General features: G+C 44.3%; 18 protein-coding genes and 1 tRNA gene. 18 read left to right on the top strand and 1 reads right to left on the bottom strand.

Annotated features, from left to right (window positions below):
• The 12 genes from JZU62_RS00995 to JZU62_RS00940 form a co-directional block, all read left to right on the top strand.
• Positions 1–87: NADH-ubiquinone oxidoreductase subunit E family protein (locus JZU62_RS00995; protein ID WP_295011067.1), on the top strand; the 87-nt coding region annotated here is incomplete at its 5' end.
• A 9-nt stretch (positions 88–96) separates the two neighbouring features.
• Positions 97–2,133 carry an FAD-dependent oxidoreductase gene (locus JZU62_RS00990; RefSeq protein ID WP_295011061.1) on the top strand — a complete coding sequence of 679 codons (2,037 nt, stop codon included), beginning with the start codon at positions 97–99 and terminating at the stop codon, positions 2,131–2,133.
• A gap of 9 nt (positions 2,134–2,142) precedes the next feature.
• A complete protein-coding gene (locus JZU62_RS00985) occupies positions 2,143–4,398 on the top strand; it encodes a 2Fe-2S iron-sulfur cluster-binding protein (RefSeq protein ID WP_295011059.1) in 2,256 nt (751 codons plus the stop codon).
• Positions 4,395–6,881, top strand: coding sequence for an NADH-quinone oxidoreductase subunit G (locus JZU62_RS00980; RefSeq protein ID WP_295011057.1), 2,487 nt, complete (start codon positions 4,395–4,397; stop codon positions 6,879–6,881). Before JZU62_RS00985 ends, JZU62_RS00980 begins: the two co-directional genes overlap by 4 nt.
• 3 nt (positions 6,882–6,884) lie before the next feature.
• Positions 6,885–7,874 carry an NADH-quinone oxidoreductase subunit NuoH gene (nuoH, locus tag JZU62_RS00975; RefSeq protein ID WP_295011054.1) on the top strand — a complete coding sequence of 330 codons (990 nt, stop codon included), beginning with the start codon at positions 6,885–6,887 and terminating at the stop codon, positions 7,872–7,874.
• 12 nt (positions 7,875–7,886) lie between these two features.
• Positions 7,887–8,510, top strand: a complete 624-nt coding sequence (gene nuoI / locus JZU62_RS00970; protein ID WP_295011053.1) for an NADH-quinone oxidoreductase subunit NuoI — start codon at positions 7,887–7,889, stop codon at positions 8,508–8,510.
• Between the two features lie 11 nt (positions 8,511–8,521).
• Positions 8,522–9,100, top strand: coding sequence for an NADH-quinone oxidoreductase subunit J (locus tag JZU62_RS00965; RefSeq protein ID WP_295011051.1), 579 nt, complete (start codon positions 8,522–8,524; stop codon positions 9,098–9,100).
• A complete protein-coding gene (nuoK, locus tag JZU62_RS00960) occupies positions 9,100–9,405 on the top strand; it encodes an NADH-quinone oxidoreductase subunit NuoK (RefSeq protein WP_295011049.1) in 306 nt (101 codons plus the stop codon). The genes JZU62_RS00965 and nuoK overlap by 1 nt, the downstream gene beginning before the upstream one ends.
• A 3-nt stretch (positions 9,406–9,408) precedes the next feature.
• Positions 9,409–11,298: an NADH-quinone oxidoreductase subunit L gene (nuoL, locus tag JZU62_RS00955; RefSeq protein ID WP_295011047.1), complete on the top strand. Its 1,890-nt coding sequence runs from the start codon at positions 9,409–9,411 to the stop codon at positions 11,296–11,298.
• Positions 11,299–11,307: 9 nt separating this feature from the next.
• Positions 11,308–12,855 carry an NADH-quinone oxidoreductase subunit M gene (locus tag JZU62_RS00950; protein ID WP_295011045.1) on the top strand — a complete coding sequence of 516 codons (1,548 nt, stop codon included), beginning with the start codon at positions 11,308–11,310 and terminating at the stop codon, positions 12,853–12,855.
• Positions 12,855–14,360, top strand: a complete 1,506-nt coding sequence (gene nuoN / locus JZU62_RS00945) for an NADH-quinone oxidoreductase subunit NuoN (protein WP_295011043.1) — start codon at positions 12,855–12,857, stop codon at positions 14,358–14,360. The genes JZU62_RS00950 and nuoN overlap by 1 nt, the downstream gene beginning before the upstream one ends.
• Before the next feature lie 22 nt (positions 14,361–14,382).
• The gene (locus JZU62_RS00940; RefSeq protein WP_295011042.1) at positions 14,383–16,740 is read left to right on the top strand and encodes a tetratricopeptide repeat protein; all 2,358 of its coding nucleotides are present in this window, start codon (positions 14,383–14,385) and stop codon (positions 16,738–16,740) included.
• On the opposite strand, the gene miaA is transcribed toward JZU62_RS00940, so the two are convergent.
• On the bottom strand, positions 16,732–17,643 hold the full coding sequence (gene miaA / locus JZU62_RS00935) for a tRNA (adenosine(37)-N6)-dimethylallyltransferase MiaA (RefSeq protein ID WP_295011040.1): 912 nt from the start codon (positions 17,641–17,643) through the stop codon (positions 16,732–16,734). The two genes, JZU62_RS00940 and miaA, sit on opposite strands and share 9 nt — an antisense overlap.
• Before the next feature lie 60 nt (positions 17,644–17,703).
• Here miaA and mqnP point away from each other — a divergent pair, with 60 nt between their 5' ends.
• The 6 genes from mqnP (at position 17,704) to JZU62_RS00905 (ending at position 23,083) form a co-directional block, all read left to right on the top strand.
• A complete protein-coding gene (gene mqnP, locus JZU62_RS00930; protein ID WP_295011039.1) occupies positions 17,704–18,564 on the top strand; it encodes a menaquinone biosynthesis prenyltransferase MqnP in 861 nt (286 codons plus the stop codon).
• Positions 18,561–19,082, top strand: coding sequence for a hypothetical protein (locus tag JZU62_RS00925; protein ID WP_295011037.1), 522 nt, complete (start codon positions 18,561–18,563; stop codon positions 19,080–19,082). The genes mqnP and JZU62_RS00925 overlap by 4 nt, the downstream gene beginning before the upstream one ends.
• Complete coding sequence (locus JZU62_RS00920) at positions 19,079–19,594, top strand: hypothetical protein (RefSeq protein WP_295011035.1); 516 nt, start codon at positions 19,079–19,081, stop codon at positions 19,592–19,594. The genes JZU62_RS00925 and JZU62_RS00920 overlap by 4 nt, the downstream gene beginning before the upstream one ends.
• 42 nt (positions 19,595–19,636) lie before the next feature.
• Positions 19,637–19,713, top strand: a tRNA-Arg gene (locus JZU62_RS00915).
• 47 nt (positions 19,714–19,760) lie between these two features.
• Entirely contained in the window at positions 19,761–21,308 is a 1,548-nt protein-coding gene (locus tag JZU62_RS00910; RefSeq protein ID WP_295011034.1) for a phosphoethanolamine transferase, read from the top strand.
• Between the two features lie 98 nt (positions 21,309–21,406).
• Positions 21,407–23,083, top strand: coding sequence for a formate--tetrahydrofolate ligase (locus tag JZU62_RS00905; RefSeq protein ID WP_295011032.1), 1,677 nt, complete (start codon positions 21,407–21,409; stop codon positions 23,081–23,083).
• Positions 23,084–23,154 lie beyond the last annotated feature (71 nt).

Here is a 23,154-nt window from a genome sequence, read left to right as displayed (position 1 = left end):
GCTGATTTGGTTAAAGAACTTGGGTGTGAGCTCATGAACTCGTTGAAATTCAACGAAGCTGACTGGACCATTGTGGTCAAGAAATAAGGAAGTGGTGTGAGCAAAGTCTATTTCTCCACGTGGCGGGGTGAGCAGATCAACAACATCGGCAAAGCCGATGATGTGTGGGAAAAATCTGCCTATAACCTCCCGTTGGAATACAACGAGCACGCCCACTCCAAAGCCTTTATCGGTTGGGACGGCGTAGCACTTTTCAACCCTGATGTGGATGTGGTTCGTTTAGCAACGGAATACGCGGCGCAATATCAGGTTTACTCTGAAGCGTGCGGACGCTGTGCACCGGGACGATGGGGCGGACGTATTTTATACGATTTGCTCGATAAAATTGCTCGCGGTGAGGGATCGATTGCCGATATGGAGCATCTCAAAGAGGTGTCACGTACGATGCAAGAGACCTCTAAATGTGAGATCGGTAAAACGGTTCCTAATCCATTGCTTGATTTGATGACTCACTTTGAGTCAGAGTTTATGGCGTGTATCGAGAACCAAAAACCCTCCAAGCATTATCATTTGGAAGATACCAGCTATATTGCGAAAATCACCGCACCGTGTATGGATGCGTGTCCGGCACATGTCGATATTCCCGCTTATATCGAGGGTGTTCGTGATTTGCGTTTTGATGATTCATTGATGGCGACTCGTCAAACGATGCCTTTGGCTCACACCTGCGGACGTGTCTGTCCTCACCCGTGTGAGACCGAGTGCCGTCGTACCAATCTCGATGAGCCGATTTCGATTATGGAACTTAAACGTCTCGGTGCCGATTATGAGAGTGATCACGGTTTCGGATTTTTCCACCCGAGTGAGAAAAAAGCCTCAGTAGGGAAAAAAGTAGCGATTATCGGTGCAGGGCCTGCGGGACTTACGGGTGCGTACTATTTGGCATTGGATGGTATCGATGTCGATGTTTATGAAGAGCTTCCGGTTCTCGGCGGTGAAGTTGCGGTTGGGGTTCCTGAATACCGTATGCCGATTGACAAATACAATCAAGACATCGAAGCGGTACGCTCTCTTGGGGTGAATTTTATCACGAACTCTAAAGTGACCGCCGATATGATGAGAACGTTCGAGAATGAGTACGATGCAACACTCGTCGCTACGGGTACCCGTATTTCGAAAAAAGTCTATTGTGACAACGAACGTCCTGAGATCCAAGGGTACTGGGGTGCGATTGACTTTTTGGATAAAGTGAACCTCCAAGTTAAATACGACATCATGGTTCCCGAAGAGGATCAAAAACGTCATATGCTACCGGCTGATTTTGTTGATTTGAGAGGCAAAACGCTTGCATGTGTCGGGGGCGGATTTACCTCGATGGACGTTGTACGCTGTGCTATCCGCGCCGGTGCGGCAAAAGTTATTATGCTTTATCGACGTGATGAAGCGACGATTATCAAAAATACGACGTATGAAGAGTATCATGAAGCAGTCGAAGAGGGAGTTGAATTTATTTTTCACTCGGCGGTTGCGGCGATGAAAGACGAAAACGATGTTCTAAAATCGCTTATTATTGATCGTTTTGAACTGGTTCCTGATCCAAATGGTGGACGTCCGACATTGGAAAAAGTGGAAGGGGCGAGTTTTGAGATAGCGTGTGATTATCTCATCCCTGCCGTTTCACAAAGTGCCGATTTGAAACTTCTCCCTGAAGAGTGGGAAATCGAGCGCACCTCATGGGCGACGATCAAAACAAACGGTAAAGATTACATGACCTCACGCAAAGGGATTTTTGCCGCAGGAGATTGCGAATACGGTCCGATGACGATAGTTAATGCTGTCGGTCAAGCAAAACGTGCCTCATCGGTCATATCGCGTTACGTTACAAGCGGTGAGATCACCCTCAGCAATGATGAGATTATGGAAGATCACCTCCGTAAACTCAAAGTGTATGATAAAAAAGAGAAGATTCAAGGGTGGCTTCCGGGATTGCCTCGTCAACACAGTGAAGTTCTTCATGTGGATGAACGCAAAGATAATAACCGTGAAGTGAAATACGCCTTTACCCAAGAAGAGGCACTCGCAGAGGCGGAACGCTGTATGCGCTGTTACTATATCGCGATGATCGCACATTAAGGGGGATGAATGATTAACTTTATTATTAACAATCAACCCGTAACGGCACAAAAAGGGGAGACGATCCTCCAAGCGGCACGCAAAGCGGGATTTTATATCCCGACGATGTGTTATTTGGAAAAAACGACTCCGTGTGCATCGTGTCGCCTCTGTGTGGTTGAAACGGATAAAACTGAGGGTTTAATTCTCAGTTGTCAAACTCCTCCGACCGAAGGGCTCGTAGTTACCCTTGATTCGGATCGTTTGAAGCAAGAGCGCACCAACATCATGCGTCTTTACGATGTCAATCACCCGTTGGAATGCGGTGTATGTGATAAATCTGGGGCGTGTGATCTCCAAAACAAAACATTGGAGTTCGGTGTGGATCGCCAACATTTCAGTGCAAAAGATCAACCACGCCACATCGAGCATTGGGGGCTGATCAATTATGACCCATCTCTTTGTATCTTGTGCGAAAAATGTGTCCATGTCTGTAATGAGATCATCGGAGACGATGCAATTGAACTCCAGTTCGGTGGTTATAAATCCTCCGTCATTCCGAAAAACAGCGATAAACTTGACTGTACATTTTGTGGAGAGTGTATCGCAGTGTGTCCGGTTGGTGCACTGGTAAGTTCACAGTTTCAATACAGTGCCAATGCTTGGGAACTCTCTAAAATTCCTGCAACCTGCGTCCATTGCTCGGCAGGATGTTCACTCACGTATGAAGTGCGCCACACTTCAAACTTAATCGGTGCAAAATCAAAGATTTACCGTGTAACGAATGATTTTGAACACATGACTCTCTGTGGTGCAGGGCGTTTTGGATTTGATTTTGATGTTGAGGGAACCAAGGAAGAGAGCTCATTCGCTCAGGCAGTGCATGCTCTTCAAAACGCGAAAGCTATCCGTTTTAACTCTCTTATTACAAACGAAGAGGCGATGATTCTTCAAGGGTTGAAAGAGACGCTTGGTGTGAAACTCTACAACGAAGAAGCGCGCGCGTATCAAAACTTTATGAGTGCTTACAGCTCTATTAGCGGTAAAATCGGTTTCGGCGGAAGCCTCGACGCCGTGTGTCAGAGTGATGGGATTATCGTACTCGGAGGACGAATTACTACAGATAATCCAGTAGTTCGTTATAGTGTTACAACGGCGGCTCGTCATAACGGAGCCAAAGTGGTGTATATGCATCCGATGGAAGATGAGTTGCTCCAAAATGTCGTAACACAGTTCGTCAAATACGAAGTGGGAACCGAAGAGGGGGTTGTTGCAATGCTCGCAAAAACTCTCCTTGAGGGGTGCGATCTCTCAGAGGAAACACAAGCGTTTTTTGACGGACTTGATGAGGGATATTTGTGCGCTGAGAGCAATGTTGGGGATGAAGAGTACGCTCACATCACAAAATCGTTTATTCGAGTAAAACGTAAAACATTGGTTATCGGAAGCGATGTGATAACCCATAAACGCTCATCCAATATCGCCCGTTTGTGTGCGATGATCGAGACCTACACTGAGTTCTCGGTGGTGGTTATTCCTGTGAACGTCAACACGATTGGGGTGTCGTTGATTTGCGAATTGGACATGGACAATGGCGGAGAGGATGTGGTCGGCTACAATGCAGCGGGCGATTACACGATGGGCTCCATCGGAGATGTTAATCTCACATTGCCATCGCTTAACAGCCAAGAGGGGACATTTGTGAGTATCAATCATCACGTATTGCCGACCAATGTGGCGGTAGCGTATGAGGGATACACGCTCAATGACTTAGCATCTTCACTGGGAGTGAAAGCCGATAACACCATTGACTATACCGCAAAACTCCCACTCTCCAAAGGGTTTAACGGCGTAGGATTTGATAATTTAGGGAACTTTTACAGTGCATTGGGCGAGGATAATCGAGGCTATATTCTCGAAAATATGGATGTAAAAGCTGAGGGTGTATTGGAAGAGATTGATGATTTACCGGAGTTCAACGGTACGGTTGTCTATCACTGTAACCCGATCAATCAGTTCAATAGTTATACAGCGCGTACATCGCAGCTCGAAAAAGAGGCAATTTTACGTGGTTCAGCACAGTTTGCGGCTGCTGCAAAAATCGCAGATGGTGATAAAATTCGACTTGAATTTCCTCACAGCACCCAAGAACGTATTTTTAAACTCGATTCTACTTTAAAAGGGACGATTGCACTGGTTCCGGCATACGATGTCGGATTCGGCGCGCTTAATGAACAATACCGCTTTGAAAAGGTGAAAATTATGAGGATGGGGAGTGCATCATGAATGAGATCACGATTACCATAGACGGACGCGCTGTTCAGACGCAAGAGGGTGAATATATCCTTAATGCGGCACGTGCCAATGGTATCTTTATTCCGGCTATTTGTTATTTGACACGATGTTCGCCGACATTGGCGTGTCGCATCTGTTTAGTCGAAGCAGACGGTAAGCAAGTCTATGCGTGTAACGCTAAAGCAAAAGAGGGGATGGATATTACGACCACCACCCCTAATATCTTGGCAGAGCGTCGAGCAATCATGGAAGTTTATGATGTGAACCATCCGTTGGAATGCGGTGTGTGTGATCAGTCAGGCGAATGTGAGTTACAAAACTATACTCTTGAAGTAGGTGTTGACGCGCAAACATATTCGATCAAAGACACTCATAAACCGGCACAAAACTGGGGATTGATCCATTATGATCCGGCTCTTTGTATCATGTGTGAGCGTTGTATTACCGTCTGTAAAGATATGATCGGGGATGCGGCACTCTCAACCGTAGCTCGTGGATCAGATGCAATCGAGGCAGAGTTCAAAGAGTCTATGCCTAAAGATGCCTATGCGATGTGGAATAAACTCAATAAATCGTTGATTGCCCCTAACGGCGGTGACACACTCGATTGTACGAACTGCGGTGAGTGTAGTTCGGTATGTCCGGTCGGGGCGCTTGTAAGCAGTGATTATCAGTACACCTCAAACGCATGGGAGCACAAACAAATCCCTGCAACGTGTGCTCACTGTTCGGCGGGATGTCAAATCAGCTACGATATTAAACACACTAGTATCACGAACACCGATGCGAAGATTTACCGCGTTAAAAATGAGTGGAACTATGTATCCCTCTGCGGTGCGGGACGCTACGGATACGATTTTGAAAATCGTGATGTTATCAAAGATCAGAGCGAATTTGATGCCGCAATCGCTGCCTTCAAAAAAGCCGATACGATTAGTTTTACCTCCACGATTACCAACGAAGAGGCGATGATTCTCCAACGATTGAAAGAAAAATTGGGTGTTCGTTTGGTGAACAACGAAGCGTTGGCATTGAAAAACTTTTTGAGTAGTTACAGTAGTATCAGCGGAAAATCGCTTTACGGCGGTGACTTGAAAGCGGTTCATAATGCCGATTTCGTCGTCTCTATCGGAAGTGCCCTTAAAACTGATAACCCGAATGCTCGCTTCGCGATGAATAATGCCCTCTCTATGAACAAAGGGGCTGGGTTGTATTTTCATCCGATCAACGATCCGGTCATCGCGGATATGTCTAAAAACGTGACGCAGTTCAACCATGCACCGATGATGGAAGAGGCGGCGCTGTATCTGATGCTCGATCTTTTCGGAGATAAAGCTTCAATGCCATCAAGTGTTTCAGAGTACCTCGCAACATTCCACTCAACAAAAACCGTGACGGTCGAAGAGAGTGTAGATGAAAAAGTGACTGAAACCGTTACGAAAATGGTGCTTAACGAAGAGAGCGGTGTGGAAGAAGAGGTGAGCGAAGAGGTTACCAAAACGATCAAGAAAAAAATCTCGAAAGAGGTTGAAGTGGATGAAAACGCACTTTTCGCGATGTTGAACGCTCCTGCGGGATTCGTCGATACCCTCACGAAATATTTGGCGAAAAAAGAGACATTTGCATTGATGGTGGGTGCTGATTTGTACACCCATCCGAACGCGGCAAACTGTGCACGCCTTGTAGCATTGATAGAAAAATATACCTCATTTAGTGTTACCATGATTCCAAACCTCTCCAACACTCTCGGTGTCGCGATGATTTGTGATTTGGACAGTGAGCGCGGAAGTTATACTATCGGGTATAACACGACGGGTGATTTTACCCTCAGTGCACTCGGTAACGGCGATTTGGATATGCCATCACTCAATCAGCAAGAGGGGACGCTAACGAGTATCGACAAACGGGTAAATCCGACCAATGCGGCACTCAGCTACGGCGGGTATGTTTTGAACGATATTGCCTCTGCTTTGGGATTGAATGCCAAATATACCGTGGATTACACGGCTCAGCTTCCGGTTGATGCAGGGTTTAGCGCGGTCGCTTTTGATACTTTGCCGAACTACTATACCAATGCGGGCGAAGAGGTTCGCGGGTATGTACTGGAGAATAGAGCAGTAAGTGTTAGCGGCGATGAAAACGTTGCAGTGTTCGACGCTGCCAAAGCGATGAATGAAAAAGTCGTCTATTTGGCGAATCCGGTACTTCAATTTTCTCTGTTTACCGCAGCAGCGCACCAACTCCAAAGCAAAGGTGGATTGTACGTATCCGCCTCGGCTATGGAAGCATCGCTCTGGAGCGAGGGAGATCGCGTTACTGTGAAAACAGCGCGCGGTGAAGTTGCGGTGAGTATCATCAAAGACGGTAAAATCGAGGGAGATATAGCCTATCTGCCGACATTTGATACCGACATTAATTCTGAAGCACTGTTTGGCGGTTACCGTTTTGCCAGTGTATCAATTCAAAAGGTGTAAAGCATGGATGTAGCATTCATTATAGAGACGATTGCAAAAATCGTTGTAATCTTGTTAGTCTTCTCAGCGCTCGCGGGTCTTGGAACCTATTTTGAGCGTAAAGTACTGGCGTTCATGCAACGCCGACTTGGGCCGATGCACGTCGGACCGTTCGGATTGCTCCAAGTTGCGGCAGATGGGATTAAACTCTTTACCAAAGAGGACATTATTCCTCAAAACGTTGTTAAACCGATTTTTAAAATCGCTCCGGTTATCACGGCCGCAACTGCGTTTATGGCATCTGCGGCGATTCCTTTTTGGCCACAGTTTACCGCATTCGGATACACGGTTCACCCGATTGTTGCGGACATCAATGTCGGTATACTCTACGTTTTGGGAGTTATGGCGATTGGGTTGTACGGACCGCTTTTGGGTGGTATGGCATCGGCGAACAAATGGTCATTGATCTCTGCGGCACGTAGTGCGGCGGTATTTATTTCGTATGAAGTTATTACGGGACTCTCTTTGTTAGCACCGCTTATGATGGTCGGTTCATTGTCTCTGGTCGATATCAATAACTATCAAGTGGGTGGAATTACCCACTGGATAGTCTGGTCACAGCCGGTAGCGTTTGTTCTGTTTTGGATCGCGGCATTTGCAGAAACAGGTCGTACACCGTTTCATCTAGTCGCAAACGACCATGAGATCATCGATGGTTTCGGAACCGAGTATTCGGGTATGCGTTGGGGTCTTTTCTTCATCGGTGAATACGCAAATATGTTCTTTATCTCATTTGTAATTGCCATCATCTTTTTGGGTGGTTTTGGTGACGGTACGATAGCGGGTGCATTTCAGCTTTTGTTAAAAGTAGCGTTTTTCTTTTTCTTTTTCCTCTGGACACGTGCCGCATGGCCGGATGTTCGACCTGACCAATTGATGTGGTTGTGTTGGAAAGTTTTAATGCCGATAGCGGTGCTCAACATTGTTGTCACCGGCATCGTGATGATGTTCTAAGGAGGTTGGGTTATGAATCATGAAGAACCATTTACGAATCGCAACGTGAGCGAGTCATCGACTTATTATTACGTCGATATCGAAACCTATCCGGTTAGTGGATGGGATAAATTTAAACAGGTATTCAGACGTGCCATACGAGGCGAACTTTTCGTCGGTTTATGGGTCGTAATGCGTGAGATGATCAAATTTGATATCCATACGCTCCAATACCCGCTCGAAAAACTCCCTATCGGACCGCGTTACCGTGCGGTTCATAAACTTCTCCGTTTGTGGGAATCGGGGTATGAGCGTTGTATCGGATGCGGATTGTGCGAAAAAATCTGTATCTCCGATTGTATCCGTATGGACACCCGTATCGACGAGAATAGTCGTAAAGAGGTAACGGAGTACAGTATCAACCTCGGACGCTGTATTTTCTGCGGTTATTGCGCGGAAGTGTGTCCTGAACTTGCTATTGTTCACGGCGGTCGTTATGAAAACGCTTCAGAGCAGCGTGCCCATTTCGTTATCAAAGACGATATGCTAACTCCGCTTGATCTACTCAAAGCGGGTGAACAAGCAGAATACCCAGGCTTCGGAGCCATCATCCCAGGAAGCGACGCGTCGGTCAAAAAGACCCCGTTGGCGTATTAAGGAGTCCATGTATGTTTGAAGCAATCGCTTTTTATCTGTTTGCGGCCCTCACAATCGTGATGTTCACCATCACGGTTATGACGAGTCAAGCGCTTTATGCGATTACCGCAATGGCGGCGGGGATGATCTTCATCTCGGCATTTTTCTTTATTTTGGGTGCCGACTTTTTGGGTGCGATCCAAATCATTGTCTACACCGGAGCAGTTATGGCATTGTACGCGTTTGGTATGATGTTTTTTGATACCACCCGTGATGTGGTTGAGAAACGGACTAATCCTCAGATCGTATTTGTACTGGGTGTTCTAGCGGCGATCATGGTAGTAGCGATTTTTGTTGCACCGGTTGTCTCTAACAACATTCAAGCTCTCTATCCGATCCAAGAGAATATCGGTAACTCTCAAGCTGTGGGTATGGTTCTCTTTACCAAATACCTTGTTCCGTTTGAACTTGCAGCGGTTATGTTACTCGTTGCGATGATCGGTGGGATCGTTTTAGCAGGTAAGAAAATGGACAAATCGTTGACGTTGATGAACGAAGAAGATATTTTATCTATGGATGATGGCTTTGAACCACAAGAAGGGGGACACTAATGGAAATTACACTGACCCATTATCTTGTATTATCGAGTATATTGTTTGCTATCGGTTTGATCGGGGTTATGCGCCGAAAAAATCTTTTGATGCTCTTTTTTGCTACGGAGATTTTGCTCAATGCGACCAATGTTGCATTTGCGGCGATCTCTCATTATATCGGTGATTTGAGCGGTCAAATGTTTGCCTTTTTTATTATCGCAGTTGCGGCATCTGAAGTGGCAATCGGGCTTGGACTTCTCATCGTATGGTACAAACGTACCGGTAAGATCGACCTAGATCAAATGAATTCAATGCGAGGATAGGCTATGGAACTTTATTTATATATCGCACTGTTCGCTCCGCTGGTAGGGTCGCTTTACGCCTCTCTTTTCAGCCGATCACCTAAATCTCAGCATGTCGGTATCGTGGCATCAGGCTTATTGTTTACCTCATTTGTAAGCAGTGCTATTTTGCTCTCATACGTTATGGGGGGACATACCGTTCATACGGAAATGATGACATGGATCGCCGCAGGGGATTTGTATATCCCGTTCGGATTTGTCGTGGATCAGGTGAGTGTCGTGATGATGATGGTTGTTACCATCGTCTCTACGGTCGTTCATGTTTACTCCATCGGATACATGGATCATGACAAAGGGTTTAATCGCTTTTTTGCATGGCTTTCCGCGTTCGTTTTCTCGATGATGGTACTTGTTATGAGTGACAACTTCGCAGGTCTTTTTATCGGATGGGAAGGGGTCGGTCTATGTTCATGGGGACTCATCGGCTTTTGGTATCACAAAGAGTCGGCAACTTGGGCAGCAAACGAAGCGTTCATCATGAATCGTATCGCCGACCTTGGGATGTTGATCGGTATCTTCTTGATCTACTGGAATACCGGATCATTGCAATACGATGTTGTATTTGCTGAAGTCGGAAATCTCCAAATCGTTGTGGTTACCTGGATCGGTATTTTCCTCTTTATCGGTGCGATGGGTAAATCGGCACAGTTTCCACTCCATACATGGCTTGCCGATGCGATGGAGGGTCCAACTCCGGTATCTGCGTTGATCCATGCGGCAACCATGGTTACGGCAGGGGTTTATTTGGTCGTCCGTGCGAACCCGATTTATGATTTGATTCCGAATGTCGGGATCTTTATCGCGAGCCTCGGTGCATTTGTTGCCCTTTTTGCCGCATCAATGGCACTGGTGAACCGCGATATGAAACGGATCATTGCGTACTCTACCCTCTCACAACTCGGATATATGTTCGTAGCGGCAGGTTTGGGTGCGTACTGGGTAGCGTTGTTCCACCTTATGGCACATGCATTCTTTAAAGCGCTCTTGTTCCTCGGTGCAGGTAACGTTATGCACGCAATGCACGATGAGCTTGATCCGTTTAAAATGGGTGGATTGCGTAAAGTGATGAAAGGGACATTTATTATGATGACCCTTGCTTCTGTTGCGTTAGCGGGTATCTATCCATTTGCCGGATTCTTCTCCAAAGATTTGATCTTGGAAGTCGGATTTGTTGAACATCACTATGTGATCTATACCGTGTTGTTAGTAACTGCCGGTTTGACTGCGTTCTATTCATTCCGTCTTGTTGCGCTCATTTTCCACGGAGAAGAACGTTATAAACTTTTTGGTATCCATCCGCATGAAGCGTATAAATTTATGCTCGTAGCGATGTCACCTTTGCTCGTGTTGGCGATGATCGCGGGAGCCTTTAAAATGACCTACTTTCAGTTGGTCATGAACTTGCTCCCTGCAACGCAGTACCATATTCACAGTCAAACGACATTTTGGATTATGACCATCGGAACACAGTTGTTTGTTATTGCCGCAATTTTGTTTGCGTACAAAAAATATGCAAATAGTGGCGTTAGTGTTCCGGATGGAACCTCTAAAATGGAAAATAGTTTTGTCTATAAATTACTATGGAACCAATACTATATTCCGAAAATTTATGACGAAGTGTTTTCTAAACCGTACGCAGAACTTTCTCGTATAGCATGGAAACAGATCGATCTAAAAATTGTTGATGCAACGGTCGATGCGATTGCAAATGGAATCTACAAAACGGGTGAGAATACACGCCATATTCAAAATGGAAATCTCTCAAGTATGCTACGTTGGATGGTTGTCGGTTTGGTCGTTTTAATGACACTTGCCGTTGCCTTTAGTGTTGGATACAACGTTGTTGGCGCTTAAGGAGTAATGATGATAGATCATATTTTAACACTTTTAATTTTCTTCCCTGCATTGGCAGCGATGCTCGGATTTGTTGTTGCTAATAACAGTATGAGAGCGTATGGTATTGCGGTAGCCTTTATCGAATTCGCCCTCTCTTTGTGGTTGTGGTATGCCTACGATCCGATGGTTTCAGGAATGCAGTTTATGGAATCAGCTCCGCTAATCGCGGCGTTTGGTATTAACTACCTCCTTGGAGTTGACGGTATTTCACTCTTTATTATCATTTTGTCAACATTTTTCACGTTGATCGGTATTGCGTCGTTGACAGAAACACGTCGTATTAAAAACTTGATTATTACCTTGTTATTCCTTGAGATGACGATGGTGGGTGTTTTTGCGGCATTGGATGCTATCGTGTTCTACGTTTTCTGGGAGCTTTCGCTGGTTCCGATGTTGTACATCATCGGTGCATGGGGCGGACCGCTTCGTATTTACGCGTCGGTCAAGTTTTTCCTCTATACGTTTACCGGATCATTGATTATGTTGGTCGGTATGCTCTTTATGGCGTACTTCTATTACCAAGCAACAGGTCAATGGAGCTTCTCGATCTTAGAGTGGTACCGTTTGATTTTGCCGGAGAATTTCCAACTTTGGTTGTTTGCGGCATTCTTTTTTGGTTTCGCGATCAAAGTTCCGATGTTTCCGTTTCACACATGGCTTCCGTATGCGCACGGTCAAGCTCCGACCATCGGTTCGGTGATCTTGGCGGCGATTTTGCTCAAAATGGGAACCTACGCGTTTGTCCGTTTCTCATTGCCGTTATTTCCGGATGCATCGGTATTTTTCATGTTCCCAATCGCTATTATCGCGATCATCATGATTATCTATACCGCGATGGTGGCGTATGCTCAAGAGGATATTAAACAAGTCGTAGCGTATAGCTCCGTATCCCACATGGGGGTTATCATCCTCGGAACGTTTGCGTTAAACGTTGAGGGTGTGAGCGGGTCAGTCTTCTTGATGCTGGCGCACGGGGTAGTATCGGGAGCTCTGTTCTTACTCGTCGGGGTTATCTATGATCGACGTCATACGAAATTGATGTCTGAATTCGGCGGTCTCGCTTCGGTTATGCCGCGTTATGCAACCATTTTCGGGATTATGATGATGGCGTCTGTGGGATTACCGCTTACGATTAACTTCGTTGGGGAGTTCTTGAGTTTACTCGGTTTTTACAAACAATCTCATATGTTGACTCTTACCGCCGGAGTTGCAATTATCGTTGGGGCTATCTATATGCTTGCAGCGTATAAAAAAATGTTCTTCGGTACCGTTACGAATGATGCAAATCGTCATTTAAAAGATGTTAACCGCACGGAACTCATTGGATTGATACCTTTGGTTATTGTTGCAATTTGGTTGGGTGTTTATCCGAAGCCGGTTTTAGAGCCGATCAATAACAGTGTAGAGTCCGTCATTCAATTGATGCACGACAAAGCACAAAGTGCTGAAGCAAAAGCACGCATTCCCGATTTATCAGGTAAAAACGGAATCACCACAATGCAGGAGGCGCACTAATGTTAGAGCCTATTCATGTTTCGTTAGCGTCGCTTAATATAGCGACACTAGCTCCTATGCTTATCGCTATTGTCGGGGCATTAACTATGTTGGTCATCGATATGGCAAAAGGGGGGCTTCATAAATCCCTTTATGTCATGATAAGTCTCCTCTTTTTGTTACTCGATTTGGGTGCATTGGTCGATTTCGGAGGGGTTTTCCTCAAAAACGGAACCGTTTTAGGATTCTTTGATGTGATGTTGATGGACGGGATTGCTATCCTCTCCCAAATCATTATTGTTGCCGGTTCAATGCTCTTTATACCGTTGGCATTGACATCAAAACGGTTCCATGAGTACGATTATCCTGAGTACTTTGCCCTTTTCTTGTTTATGATTGCAGGCTTCCAGTTTATGGTTGCTACTGACAATCTTATCTTGATCTTTGTCGGTCTTGAGACGGCATCTTTGGCACTCTATACGTTGATCGCACTCCACAACCGTTCAAAATCATTTGAAGCGGCAGTCAAATACTTTACGATGGGTGCATTGGCGGCGGGCTTTTATGCGTTCGGTTCGATGATTTTGTATGCGATCAGCGGATCGGTTGAGATTAACCAAATCGCGACTATTTTGGCAGAAGATCATTACAGTAATATCGGATATGTTCTTCTTTCTATGGCGTTTATGATCGCGGCATTCGGGTTTAAACTCTCTATGGTTCCGTTTCACACGTGGACACCGGACGTTTATGAGGGTTCATCTGCAGCGTTAGCGGGATATATGTCTATCGTCCCTAAAATTGCAGGGTTTGTCGTTGCGATGAGACTGTTTGAATTTTTGGTTCACAGTGGAATCGTATGGCTTCAAGTTATCCTCTACATCGGGGTTGTGGTCACGATGACGGCTTCAAACATTTGGGCATTGGTACAAACCGATGTGAAGCGAATGTTGGCGTACAGCTCGATTAGTCATGCCGGCTTTGTAATGGCGGCCATTTTGATCGGTACGACACAGGCGAATACGGGACTCTTTTTGTATTGGGCACTCTTTAGCTTTACCAATCTCGGTGCCTTTACGATGTTGTGGGTCAACCGTCAAAAAAATCTCCTTCCGGAACAAAGTTCAGATCACCCGTATGAGAAATTCTCAGGTATGATTAAAACGATGCCGATGGGTGCCGTGATGATGGGGCTATTTATGCTCTCACTCGCCGGTGTACCTCCGTTTGGTCTTTTTTGGGGTAAACTTTACATGATCGGTTCTGCTGTTAGTGCAGGATATACGGTGTTAGCGCTCATTATGGCATTGAACTCAGCGATAGCAGGGTATTACTACCTCAAATTGATCGTCTTCATGTTTATGAAAGAACCGATGGTCGGGTATGAAAAATTCTATTTTATGAATGCCTCACTCTCTCTTAAAACGATTATCGGTATTGCGGCGGTAGGGACGATTTTCGCCGTATTCGCTGTTAACCCGTTATTGAAAGTTATTACCCTATTCGTGTATAATAGCGGCTATTAAAAGGAAGTAAAAGGGGGAAGATTTGAGATACTGGATACTACTATCTCTTTGCCTTCCTCTTTTTGGTTTAGAACTCTCCATTCAAAGCGGTAAAGAAGGGGGGGAGAAATACAGTATTCTCCATCTAAGAGACTCTGCACCATTCTCCTGCCAACCGACTAATAATGAGTTTGGTGATACCACGCGTATCGAGTGCCGTTTCCCTAACACACCCAAACAAAGCTTTTCCCCGATAGACAACACCCACCTGAGCGTGAGTGCCTCTTCAACGGCAAAAGGGTATCTGATTACCATCCTCCCAAAATCAAAAATGAAACTTCTGCCGATCAACTTTAATCTCTCCAAAGAGTCTCAAACGTTTCAAAATGATGTAAAAAATGCGACCCATTGGAGTGTTGTCGGATTTCAAAATAGAGCGCCCCTCTTGGAGCTCTCAGCCCCATCCGCGTCAGCGATCAACTTTCCGGTAAAAGTGAAAAAAAATCCCCTCCCGTTTGTCGGAGGACTTGATCTAAAAGGTAATCCCATCAAAATCAGACGGGTTCAAGACGTAACGGATTATATGGAGATGAAAAAAGCGTATGCGGCAAAAGATTACAATAAAGTACTCGACCGTGCGAGTGGAACGTTAAAAGAGTATCCCAATACCGTCTTTAAAAACGAGCTGATGCTCTATCAAATTCGGGCATACCATCAGCTAGGTGAGTATGAAAAAGTACTGGCCGCTTCCAAGAAATTTTTGCGTGAGTATGCCGGTGATCCGAGTGTAGCCGAAGTGATAGCCTATACTGCGAATGCTTACAGTAAATTGGGTCAGGTGGTCGATGCGGATTACTATTTTGATCGCCTTTTTGATGAGCAAAGCGAAAGTCCATATGCAGTTTTAGGGATGATTTTTAAAGCAGAACAGTGCATGGTTATCGGGGATTCTAAAAAAGCGACGATGTTTTATCAAAAAGCGCTTGCCTCAACAGCGGATGTAGAGATTGCCTCAAAAGCGGCATTTAAACTTGCACAAATAGAGATTACGAATGGAAATACGAAAAAAGCTTCGGAATATGTTGAAAAAATAGCCACCGCAAATCCAAATTATTTCAGCCAAGAGTATGCTGATGCATCGACTATGGCATCAACATTTGCGGATCGAAAAGATCCTAAAACCGCCGCGCGGATTACGGAGGCATTGCTAAATAAAACCAATCCCAAAACGGATGAGCATCAGATACTACTTCGAAATCTTGGACTGCATTTAGCCAAAGCAGGAAAACGCAATGATGCCCTTAAGCGGTTTAATGAGTATCTTGACACCTATAAATACGGTGAGTTCGTGGAAGAGATCCGACGGGCAAAAGATGGGCTTTTCTTTGAAGATGGCGATAAAAACACCACCAAAGAGATCAAAAAATACAATGATCTGATTGATCGCTACGGCGAGGACAGTGTGGGTCGAAAAGCGTTGTATAAAAAAGCGCAACTTTTGTTGGGGGAAAATAAGTTCAAAGAGATATTGGATATGGAGAGTGATCTTTATCGACTCGATTCCACGGAGTACCCGCAAACCAATGCCATTATTTCTAAAAGTGCAATTGGACTGACCAAAACCTATTTGAAAGAGGGGAAATGTGTCGAAGCGATTAAGCTCCAAAAGATGTACAAAGTTAAATTGCTCGATGAATGGGATGAATCACTTTTTAACTGCGCCCTTAAAACAACACAGTACCCAACCGCCAAAAAAATAGCCCAAAAACATCTCAAAGCACCGTCATTAAAAGAGCGTGAACTATGGCTCTATCGAATGATAAAAACACAATTTGGTTTGGGTGAGTACAAAGAGGCAATCAAAGGGGGGAATGAGCTCATAACGCTCTTAGGTGTAGAGAAGAACCCTCCGCTCAATGATATTTATCGCATTATGTATGATGCGGCGCAGCGTGTTGGGGATGGTGATGGGATGATTCGACATATAAAATCGATTGAGGGGGCATTCCCTAACGATTTTAAAGACATTGAACGCTATACCCAAATGGTGAGTTTGGGGCTTAAGCGTAAAGATGAAACCCTTATGCAAACGTACGGGCAAAAAGTGCTCATACTGCAAGAACGCACCAAAACCTATACCCAAAGCCCATTCATCGAGTTTACACTCGCGCAGTCGTATCAAAACGTAGGTAAAGATACCGATGCACTAAGAGTCTTAAAAGGGTTAAATGTTCAGAAAATAGTGAATGAAAAACGATCCCGTCAACAGTATCTTATCGGTGCGATTGAGCAACGGTTAGGACACAAACGTGAAGCGAGAGATGCATTTAATGCGAGTATCAAAGCCGATAAAAACTCCGCATGGGGAAAACTCGCTAAAGATGCACTAGCGCTATTTTAAAATAGCGCTCGCCACCTTATAACACTCATCTACCGTTGCATTTGCAGACAATTCAAATTGATGGCAATTAAACGTTTGCTGACGTTTGGCGAGCTGTGCAGTATGGGTAGAAATTAGCTCTATCAGCTCATCTTTGTTAATTTTCCCGTCCAAATATTCCAACACCTCTAGTATACCGATTGAGCCCATACTGTTTGGGGCTCTTCCGTAGATCCGCTCCAACTCGGCAACTTCGTCGATTAGCCCCGCATGAACCATTTTTTGTGTTCGAAGGGCTATCCGTTCCCGTAAAATATCCCGCTCAACCGCTAAATTGAGTATCGGACAATCCCTAATAATAGGTTTCGGCGGATGGGTACGAAACCACTCTGAGGGAGCCATAGCGGATTCGAGATAGAGGAGGAGCATTTTTTCGATTCTATAACTATCGTTAGGGGTGATTTTAGAGATCCCAATCGGATCGATTTCAGCTAGGAGACGATGACACGCACCCAAATCGTTGAGCATCATTTTCGCTTTTTGCAGTGTATCGGAAGAGTAGAGGGGGATTTCGGATAGCCCATCGATCATGCTTTTGAGATAAAAACTGCTACCTCCGACAATGATAATATTTTTATCCTCAGCCAATGCACACTCATGGATGCGGGTGTATTCATCGATAAAGGTAAAGACACTTGCATTCTCGCTGGGGGATAACCGATCTATCCCGAAATGCTCAACAGAGGCGAGTTCGATTTTGGAGGGTTTAGCAGAGGCGATATCGATCTCTTTGTAGATACTGAGAGAATCGATAGATAAAATGAGTGCATTGTATTCATGTGCGAGTCTAAGGGCTAAATCACTCTTTCCCGATGCAGTGGAGCCGATAATTGCTAATTGTTTCATTGGTAGTATTATACCCATGAGGTGCCCTCAAAGAGAAATTACGATAAAATAAAGTTATTACGATTTCAAAGGGCTATTGTGAAGCGGTTGGCGAAAAGATTACAGGATTTTAATGAGCTGGTGATGTTTCAGCACAGTGTCTTTTCTCTCCCCTTTATCTTTATCGCGATGATTGTTGCTGCGAACGGGTGGTTTGGATTTAAACTCCTTATTTTAGGGACGTTAGCCGCCATCACAGCCCGCAATGCCGCCATGGGATTTAACCGCTATGTGGATCGTATATTTGATGCGCATAATCCTCGTACCGCAGGACGCCCCAGTGTTGATGGACGACTCGATGGCAGTTCAATCGCCATCTTTACGGTAGTGAATGCCCTTGTGTTTATGGGAGTCGCTTATTTTATCAATGATTTGGCTCTCTACCTCTCGCTCCCTGTTCTCATCGTGTTACTCAGTTACTCTTATTTCAAACGCTTTAGCTCCATGGCACACATCGTTTTGGGGATATCGCTTGGGTTTGCACCGATGGCAGGAGCGATTGCGGTATTGGGGTATGTTCCTTTGTGGTCGTTGCTGCTTAGCATCGGAGTGGTGTTTTGGGTAGCAGGATTCGATCTGCTCTATTCACTTCAGGATATGGAGTTTGATAAAACCAACAATCTTCATTCGATCCCCTCTCGATACGGGAGTCGTGCGACATTGAGTATTTCGGCACTCTTCCATGCGTTGAGCGTCCTTTTTTGGTTTGCTTTTGTCTCTGTTGCAGAGCTTGGGATATTTGGAAGTGTCGCGGTACTGTTTTCCGCTGGGATGCTGACCTACGAGCACTATTTGGTACGTAAGGATTTTACTCAGATTGATCGGGCTTTTTTTACCATTAACGGCTATTTGGGATTTGTGTTTATCGGATTAATTATTTTAGATAAGGTACTAATATGAGTAATGTAAGGCTGGTTACAGCAGTGATAGATTTAGTGTATGAGGAAGTGTCCGGTGATGTGGAGCGATTTGAGCGGGAATTTAATGAAATCAGCGAAGCAGAAGAAAATTCGATTGCACAGGGGATAAAGCACATTAAAACACGTGGTGAGTCGGATGAAACAAACCTGCTGATCATCAATGTCTTAGCCGAACTTTATCGCAAGATGGACAAAATTGAATATTTGCTGGTACATGGCAATTCAAATCGTCTAGCGCTCTCTTCTGCGGCATCAATAAAGGGGATTGGTTTGGAGCATTTTAAGCTCAGTGCAGACGTTTTGGAGATCGGAAAATACTATTATGGACGACTGGAAATAGCTACATTTCCCCGACGTGAAATTGCTTTTTATTTTGAAGCGATTGAGCCTTCTCTGGCTAAAATTGAGAACATCCATGTGCGAGATAAAGAGGCATGGGGCTATTATATGGTGGCATGTGAGCGGATTATGATTCGTCAGATGAAAGGGCTTGCATGAACCACACAATCGAGATAGCACTGGTCGCATTAGCGCTAATTGTGGTAGGACTGATTTACTACGTTATGACCAAAGAGGGGGAAGTCTCTTCGCAAATTCGTTCAATCGCCAAAGCGGTGGATGATCTGCACCGTGAACTTTTCGTGATGGATAAACGGCTCAAACAGGAGTTGGAGATCATCACATCACTCCAAGAGAGTGTGCCGCGTGAACAGAACTCACTCCATGCTGAACTGGGGCGTGAAGTGAATGAGTTGTCGGTTCCGATTTTAGAATCCTTGAACCATATCGAAGATAGCTTTGTCGGTTACAAAGAGAAAACCGAAAATCGCCTCCGTTACCTCGAAGAGAGGATTCGTAACCTCTCTCTTCCAACCTCGATTAGCGGGATGGACGATGAAAAAGTGATTAGCAGGTACAACCAAGGAACCGACATCGACACGATTGCCAAAGAACTCCGTTTATCAAAAGCCGAAGTAGAGTTTGTCCTCAAAATAAATCAACTCAGATAGTTATAAGCTTCTTAGGCTATAATTTCGTTCTCTTTAAAAGATGCGTCCGTAGCTCAGCTGGATAGAGCACCGGTTTGCGGTACCGGCGGTCAGGGATTCGAATTCCTTCGGGCGCACCATCTTTCCTCATTCAAAATCATCAAATACAACTTTTCAAAAGTGAACCGTGAAAAAAAATATTCAAACTGAGTTTCATACCAATAAATCTTATTTTTATTTCGGTACGTTGATATCACTCTTGTCGATGTTGCCGCAGTTGGTATTTTCTCCCAATCCGACCCATTCCCTATTTTTAGCGATTACTCTCCTTTTGCTCATCACGATTCCGAAGTTCAGCAAAATACTTTTTTCCGTATTTATTATCTTTATCAATCTCAGTAACATCCTGATCGGGCATATTGCACTCCATTGGGGGTATACCTTAGCGGATATCAAACCTCGTATCGAAGTCGCTTTTTTATCTCCGATCTATGAGAGCAGAGAATACATTGCACGCTATATCGATTATCGAGATTATGGATTGGTTCTTTTTTCATTATTGGTATTGTTTCTTTTGTTCAAGTTTTTGAGACATTTCACCCATTCGTATAAAGTGTTTAGAATCATCGGTGCAGGCGTTTTCATCTTGATTCTTCTGAGTGTTACGTTTTACATCAATCCGATCCGAGAGTTTGAACCGTTTAGTGTTCCGTGTAAAGTATGCACCGTAATCGAGGATAAAAATAAAATCGATCAAATTTTGAAAACAAGAGAAGAATACATAGCTCATATCAAGATACCCAAAGCGAGCAAAAAAAATCAGCTCTATGACAAAATCATCATTGTTATGGGGGAGAGTGTCAACAAAAGTCACATGGCACTCTATGGCTATAGCTCTCCTACCACACCGTTTTTAACGTCACTGCAAAAGTCCAAAAAGCTCTATCTCTTTAATGCTATTGCCCCGACCAATCAAACCCGATATTCCATCCCTATCGAGTTGAGTGAAGCGAATGTCCACTATTATGAGAACCGATATATCCACTCGGCTTCGATAATGACCCATTTTAAGGCGAATGACTATGAAACATACTGGATTTCAAATCAAGGTCGCGCAGGGAAAAACGACTCTACTATAACCTCCATGGCTTCTGAAGCGAATACAACCTTTTTTGCCAATCTAAACTATCTCGATGCCAAAACCGATGAGGTGCTAATAGAATATTTAAACTCCCTTCAACACAACTCGAAAAAAGAGATGCTGCTGTTACATTTAATGGGGTCACATTCGGATTATATCAATCGATATAACAAAGAGATGGCACTCTTTAAAAATCCCAAAAACATTGTGGAAGAGTATGATAACAGCATCCACTACAGCGATACTATTCTGAGCCAAATTTTTGAGAAATTCAAAAAGGAAAAATTGCTCCTCATCTACCTCTCCGATCATGGAGAAAATATCAATCTCGAAAACAACGGGCACGGGTTTATACCGCCGTATAAAGATGAATATACGGTACCGTTCGTGATTTACAGCAATGTCAAAAATCCGCGATTGGACGAAATCTATAAAGATAACAAAAAAGGGTATTTTAATTTGGAAAATTTCAGCTCAATCGTCCAGTATGTGAGCGGTATCAGTAATCACAAAAATTTATCCTACTCCCATGACGTTATGGCGGTAGAGCCGAATACTATTGTTGATTTTGAGACATTAGAATCTTTTAACTAGTCAGTTTTATGCTATTTCTCTTCATCTTAAGCCTTCCATTAACGAATAACTAAAGTGTTACACGGTAAAGTTCAAGATATTCAGAAGAGGATAACACTATGTCGGATATCGAAATAGCTCAACATGCTAAAATGAAACCTATTATCAAACTGGCAGAAGAGAGTTATGGAATCCCTTTTGAACAGTTGGATCCTTATGGTCATTATAAAGCGAAGCTTTCATTAGAATACATCGAGAGCCTCTCCCATCAAGAACGAGAGGGAAAATTAATCCTTGTTTCTGCTATCAGTCCAACTCCTGCGGGAGAGGGAAAAACGACAACGACGGTTGGTCTTGGCGATGCAATGAATCGGTTAGGTAAAAAAACAATTATATGCTTGCGCGAACCTTCGCTAGGACCCTGCTTTGGGTTAAAAGGGGGAGCTGCCGGAGGTGGCTATTCTCAGGTTGTACCGATGGAAGATATCAACCTTCATTTTACGGGTGATTTTCATGCTATAGGGGTAGCGCATAATCTTTTAGCCGCGATGATTGATAATCACATCCATCACGGTAATGCTTTAGAGATCGATTCACGTCGAATCAAATGGAAACGTGTCGTGGATATGAATGACCGTGCACTACGTGAAATAACGATAGGGCAGGGGGGCGCTGCTAACGGATATTTGAGAGAAGACGGTTTTGATATTGTTGTTGCTTCTGAGGTAATGGCGATTTTATGTTTAGCGGTTAATCGAGCCGATTTAAAAGAGCGTTTGGGGCGTATTATCGTTGCCTATAAATCAGATAAATCAACACCGATATATGCAAGTGATTTAAAAGCACATGGTGCAATGGCAGCCGTTTTGAAAGATGCCATTAAACCAAATTTGGTACAAACGTTAGAAAACAACATCGCTATCGTTCACGGCGGTCCGTTTGCCAATATTGCCCATGGGTGTAACTCTGTTATGGCGACTAAAACAGCATTGAAATTGGCAGATTACGTGGTGACGGAAGCAGGTTTTGGAGCAGATCTAGGGGCTGAGAAATTTTTGAATATTAAATGCCGTAGTGCCAAACTAGCCCCTTCGGTTGTCGTTCTCGTGGCGACAGTTCGTGCTTTGAAATATCACGGCGGGATTGAAAAAGATCACCTTAATCAAGAAAATATGGAAGCTTTAGAGGTTGGATTTGCAAATTTAGAACGTCATATATCGAATATCCAAACTCACTACGGATTGCCGGTGGTTGTCTCACTTAACCACTTTACGTTTGATACAGATGGAGAAACTGCGCTAGTACAAGAGAAATGTAGATCATTGGGCGTTAAATGTATTGTTTCAAAACATTGGGCAGAGGGTGGCAAGGGAGCTGAAGCGTTAGCGCAAGAAGTAGCTGATATCGTTGATGGGTGTGAGGGAGGCTTTAACTATTTATACGATAGCAAGTTGCCTTTATGGGAAAAAATCAAAACAGTTGCGACAAAAATATACGGCGCTAGAGATATAACAGCCAGTGCAGCTATTCGCGATGAAATTTCTAAGCTTCAGGAGCACTATGGTGAGCTCCCCGTTTGTATCGCAAAAACGCAAATGTCATTTTCTACTAATCCGAATGTAAGAGGCGCACCTGTGGATCATACGGTTGAAATCAGTGGAGTTAAAGTGGAAAACGGTGCGGGATTTATCGTCGCAATTGCCGGTAATATGATGACAATGCCGGGTCTGCCGAAAGTACCAACGGCAGAACATATTGATATTGATGATAACGGGGTAATAACGGGACTTTTTTAGGAAGCTCTTTTAACTTTCCCCCACAATAACCCTAAATACTCATGGAACGCCGCTTCTGAACGACCTAATCC

It is taken from the genome of Sulfuricurvum sp. (assembly GCF_019163035.1).
GTDB lineage: Bacteria > Campylobacterota > Campylobacteria > Campylobacterales > Sulfurimonadaceae > Sulfuricurvum.
The sequence above is the reverse complement of the archived record's forward strand: the minus strand, read 5'-3'. Positions and strand labels throughout refer to the sequence as shown.

Bases quoted from the DNA above. Each gene is read 5' to 3' on its own strand.
- JZU62_RS00985 (WP_295011059.1), top strand. From the start codon at position 2,143: ATGATTAACTTTATTATTAACAATCAACCCGTAACGGCACAAAAAGGG.
- JZU62_RS00980 (WP_295011057.1), top strand. From the start codon at position 4,395: ATGAATGAGATCACGATTACCATAGACGGACGCGCTGTTCAGACGCAA.
- nuoH (WP_295011054.1), top strand. From the start codon at position 6,885: ATGGATGTAGCATTCATTATAGAGACGATTGCAAAAATCGTTGTAATC.
- nuoI (WP_295011053.1), top strand. From the start codon at position 7,887: ATGAATCATGAAGAACCATTTACGAATCGCAACGTGAGCGAGTCATCG.
- JZU62_RS00965 (WP_295011051.1), top strand. From the start codon at position 8,522: ATGTTTGAAGCAATCGCTTTTTATCTGTTTGCGGCCCTCACAATCGTG.
- nuoK (WP_295011049.1), top strand. From the start codon at position 9,100: ATGGAAATTACACTGACCCATTATCTTGTATTATCGAGTATATTGTTT.
- nuoL (WP_295011047.1), top strand. From the start codon at position 9,409: ATGGAACTTTATTTATATATCGCACTGTTCGCTCCGCTGGTAGGGTCG.
- JZU62_RS00950 (WP_295011045.1), top strand. From the start codon at position 11,308: ATGATAGATCATATTTTAACACTTTTAATTTTCTTCCCTGCATTGGCA.
- nuoN (WP_295011043.1), top strand. From the start codon at position 12,855: ATGTTAGAGCCTATTCATGTTTCGTTAGCGTCGCTTAATATAGCGACA.
- miaA (WP_295011040.1), bottom strand. From the start codon at position 17,643: ATGGGTATAATACTACCAATGAAACAATTAGCAATTATCGGCTCCACT.
- JZU62_RS00925 (WP_295011037.1), top strand. From the start codon at position 18,561: ATGAGTAATGTAAGGCTGGTTACAGCAGTGATAGATTTAGTGTATGAG.
- JZU62_RS00920 (WP_295011035.1), top strand. From the start codon at position 19,079: ATGAACCACACAATCGAGATAGCACTGGTCGCATTAGCGCTAATTGTG.
- JZU62_RS00905 (WP_295011032.1), top strand. From the start codon at position 21,407: ATGTCGGATATCGAAATAGCTCAACATGCTAAAATGAAACCTATTATC.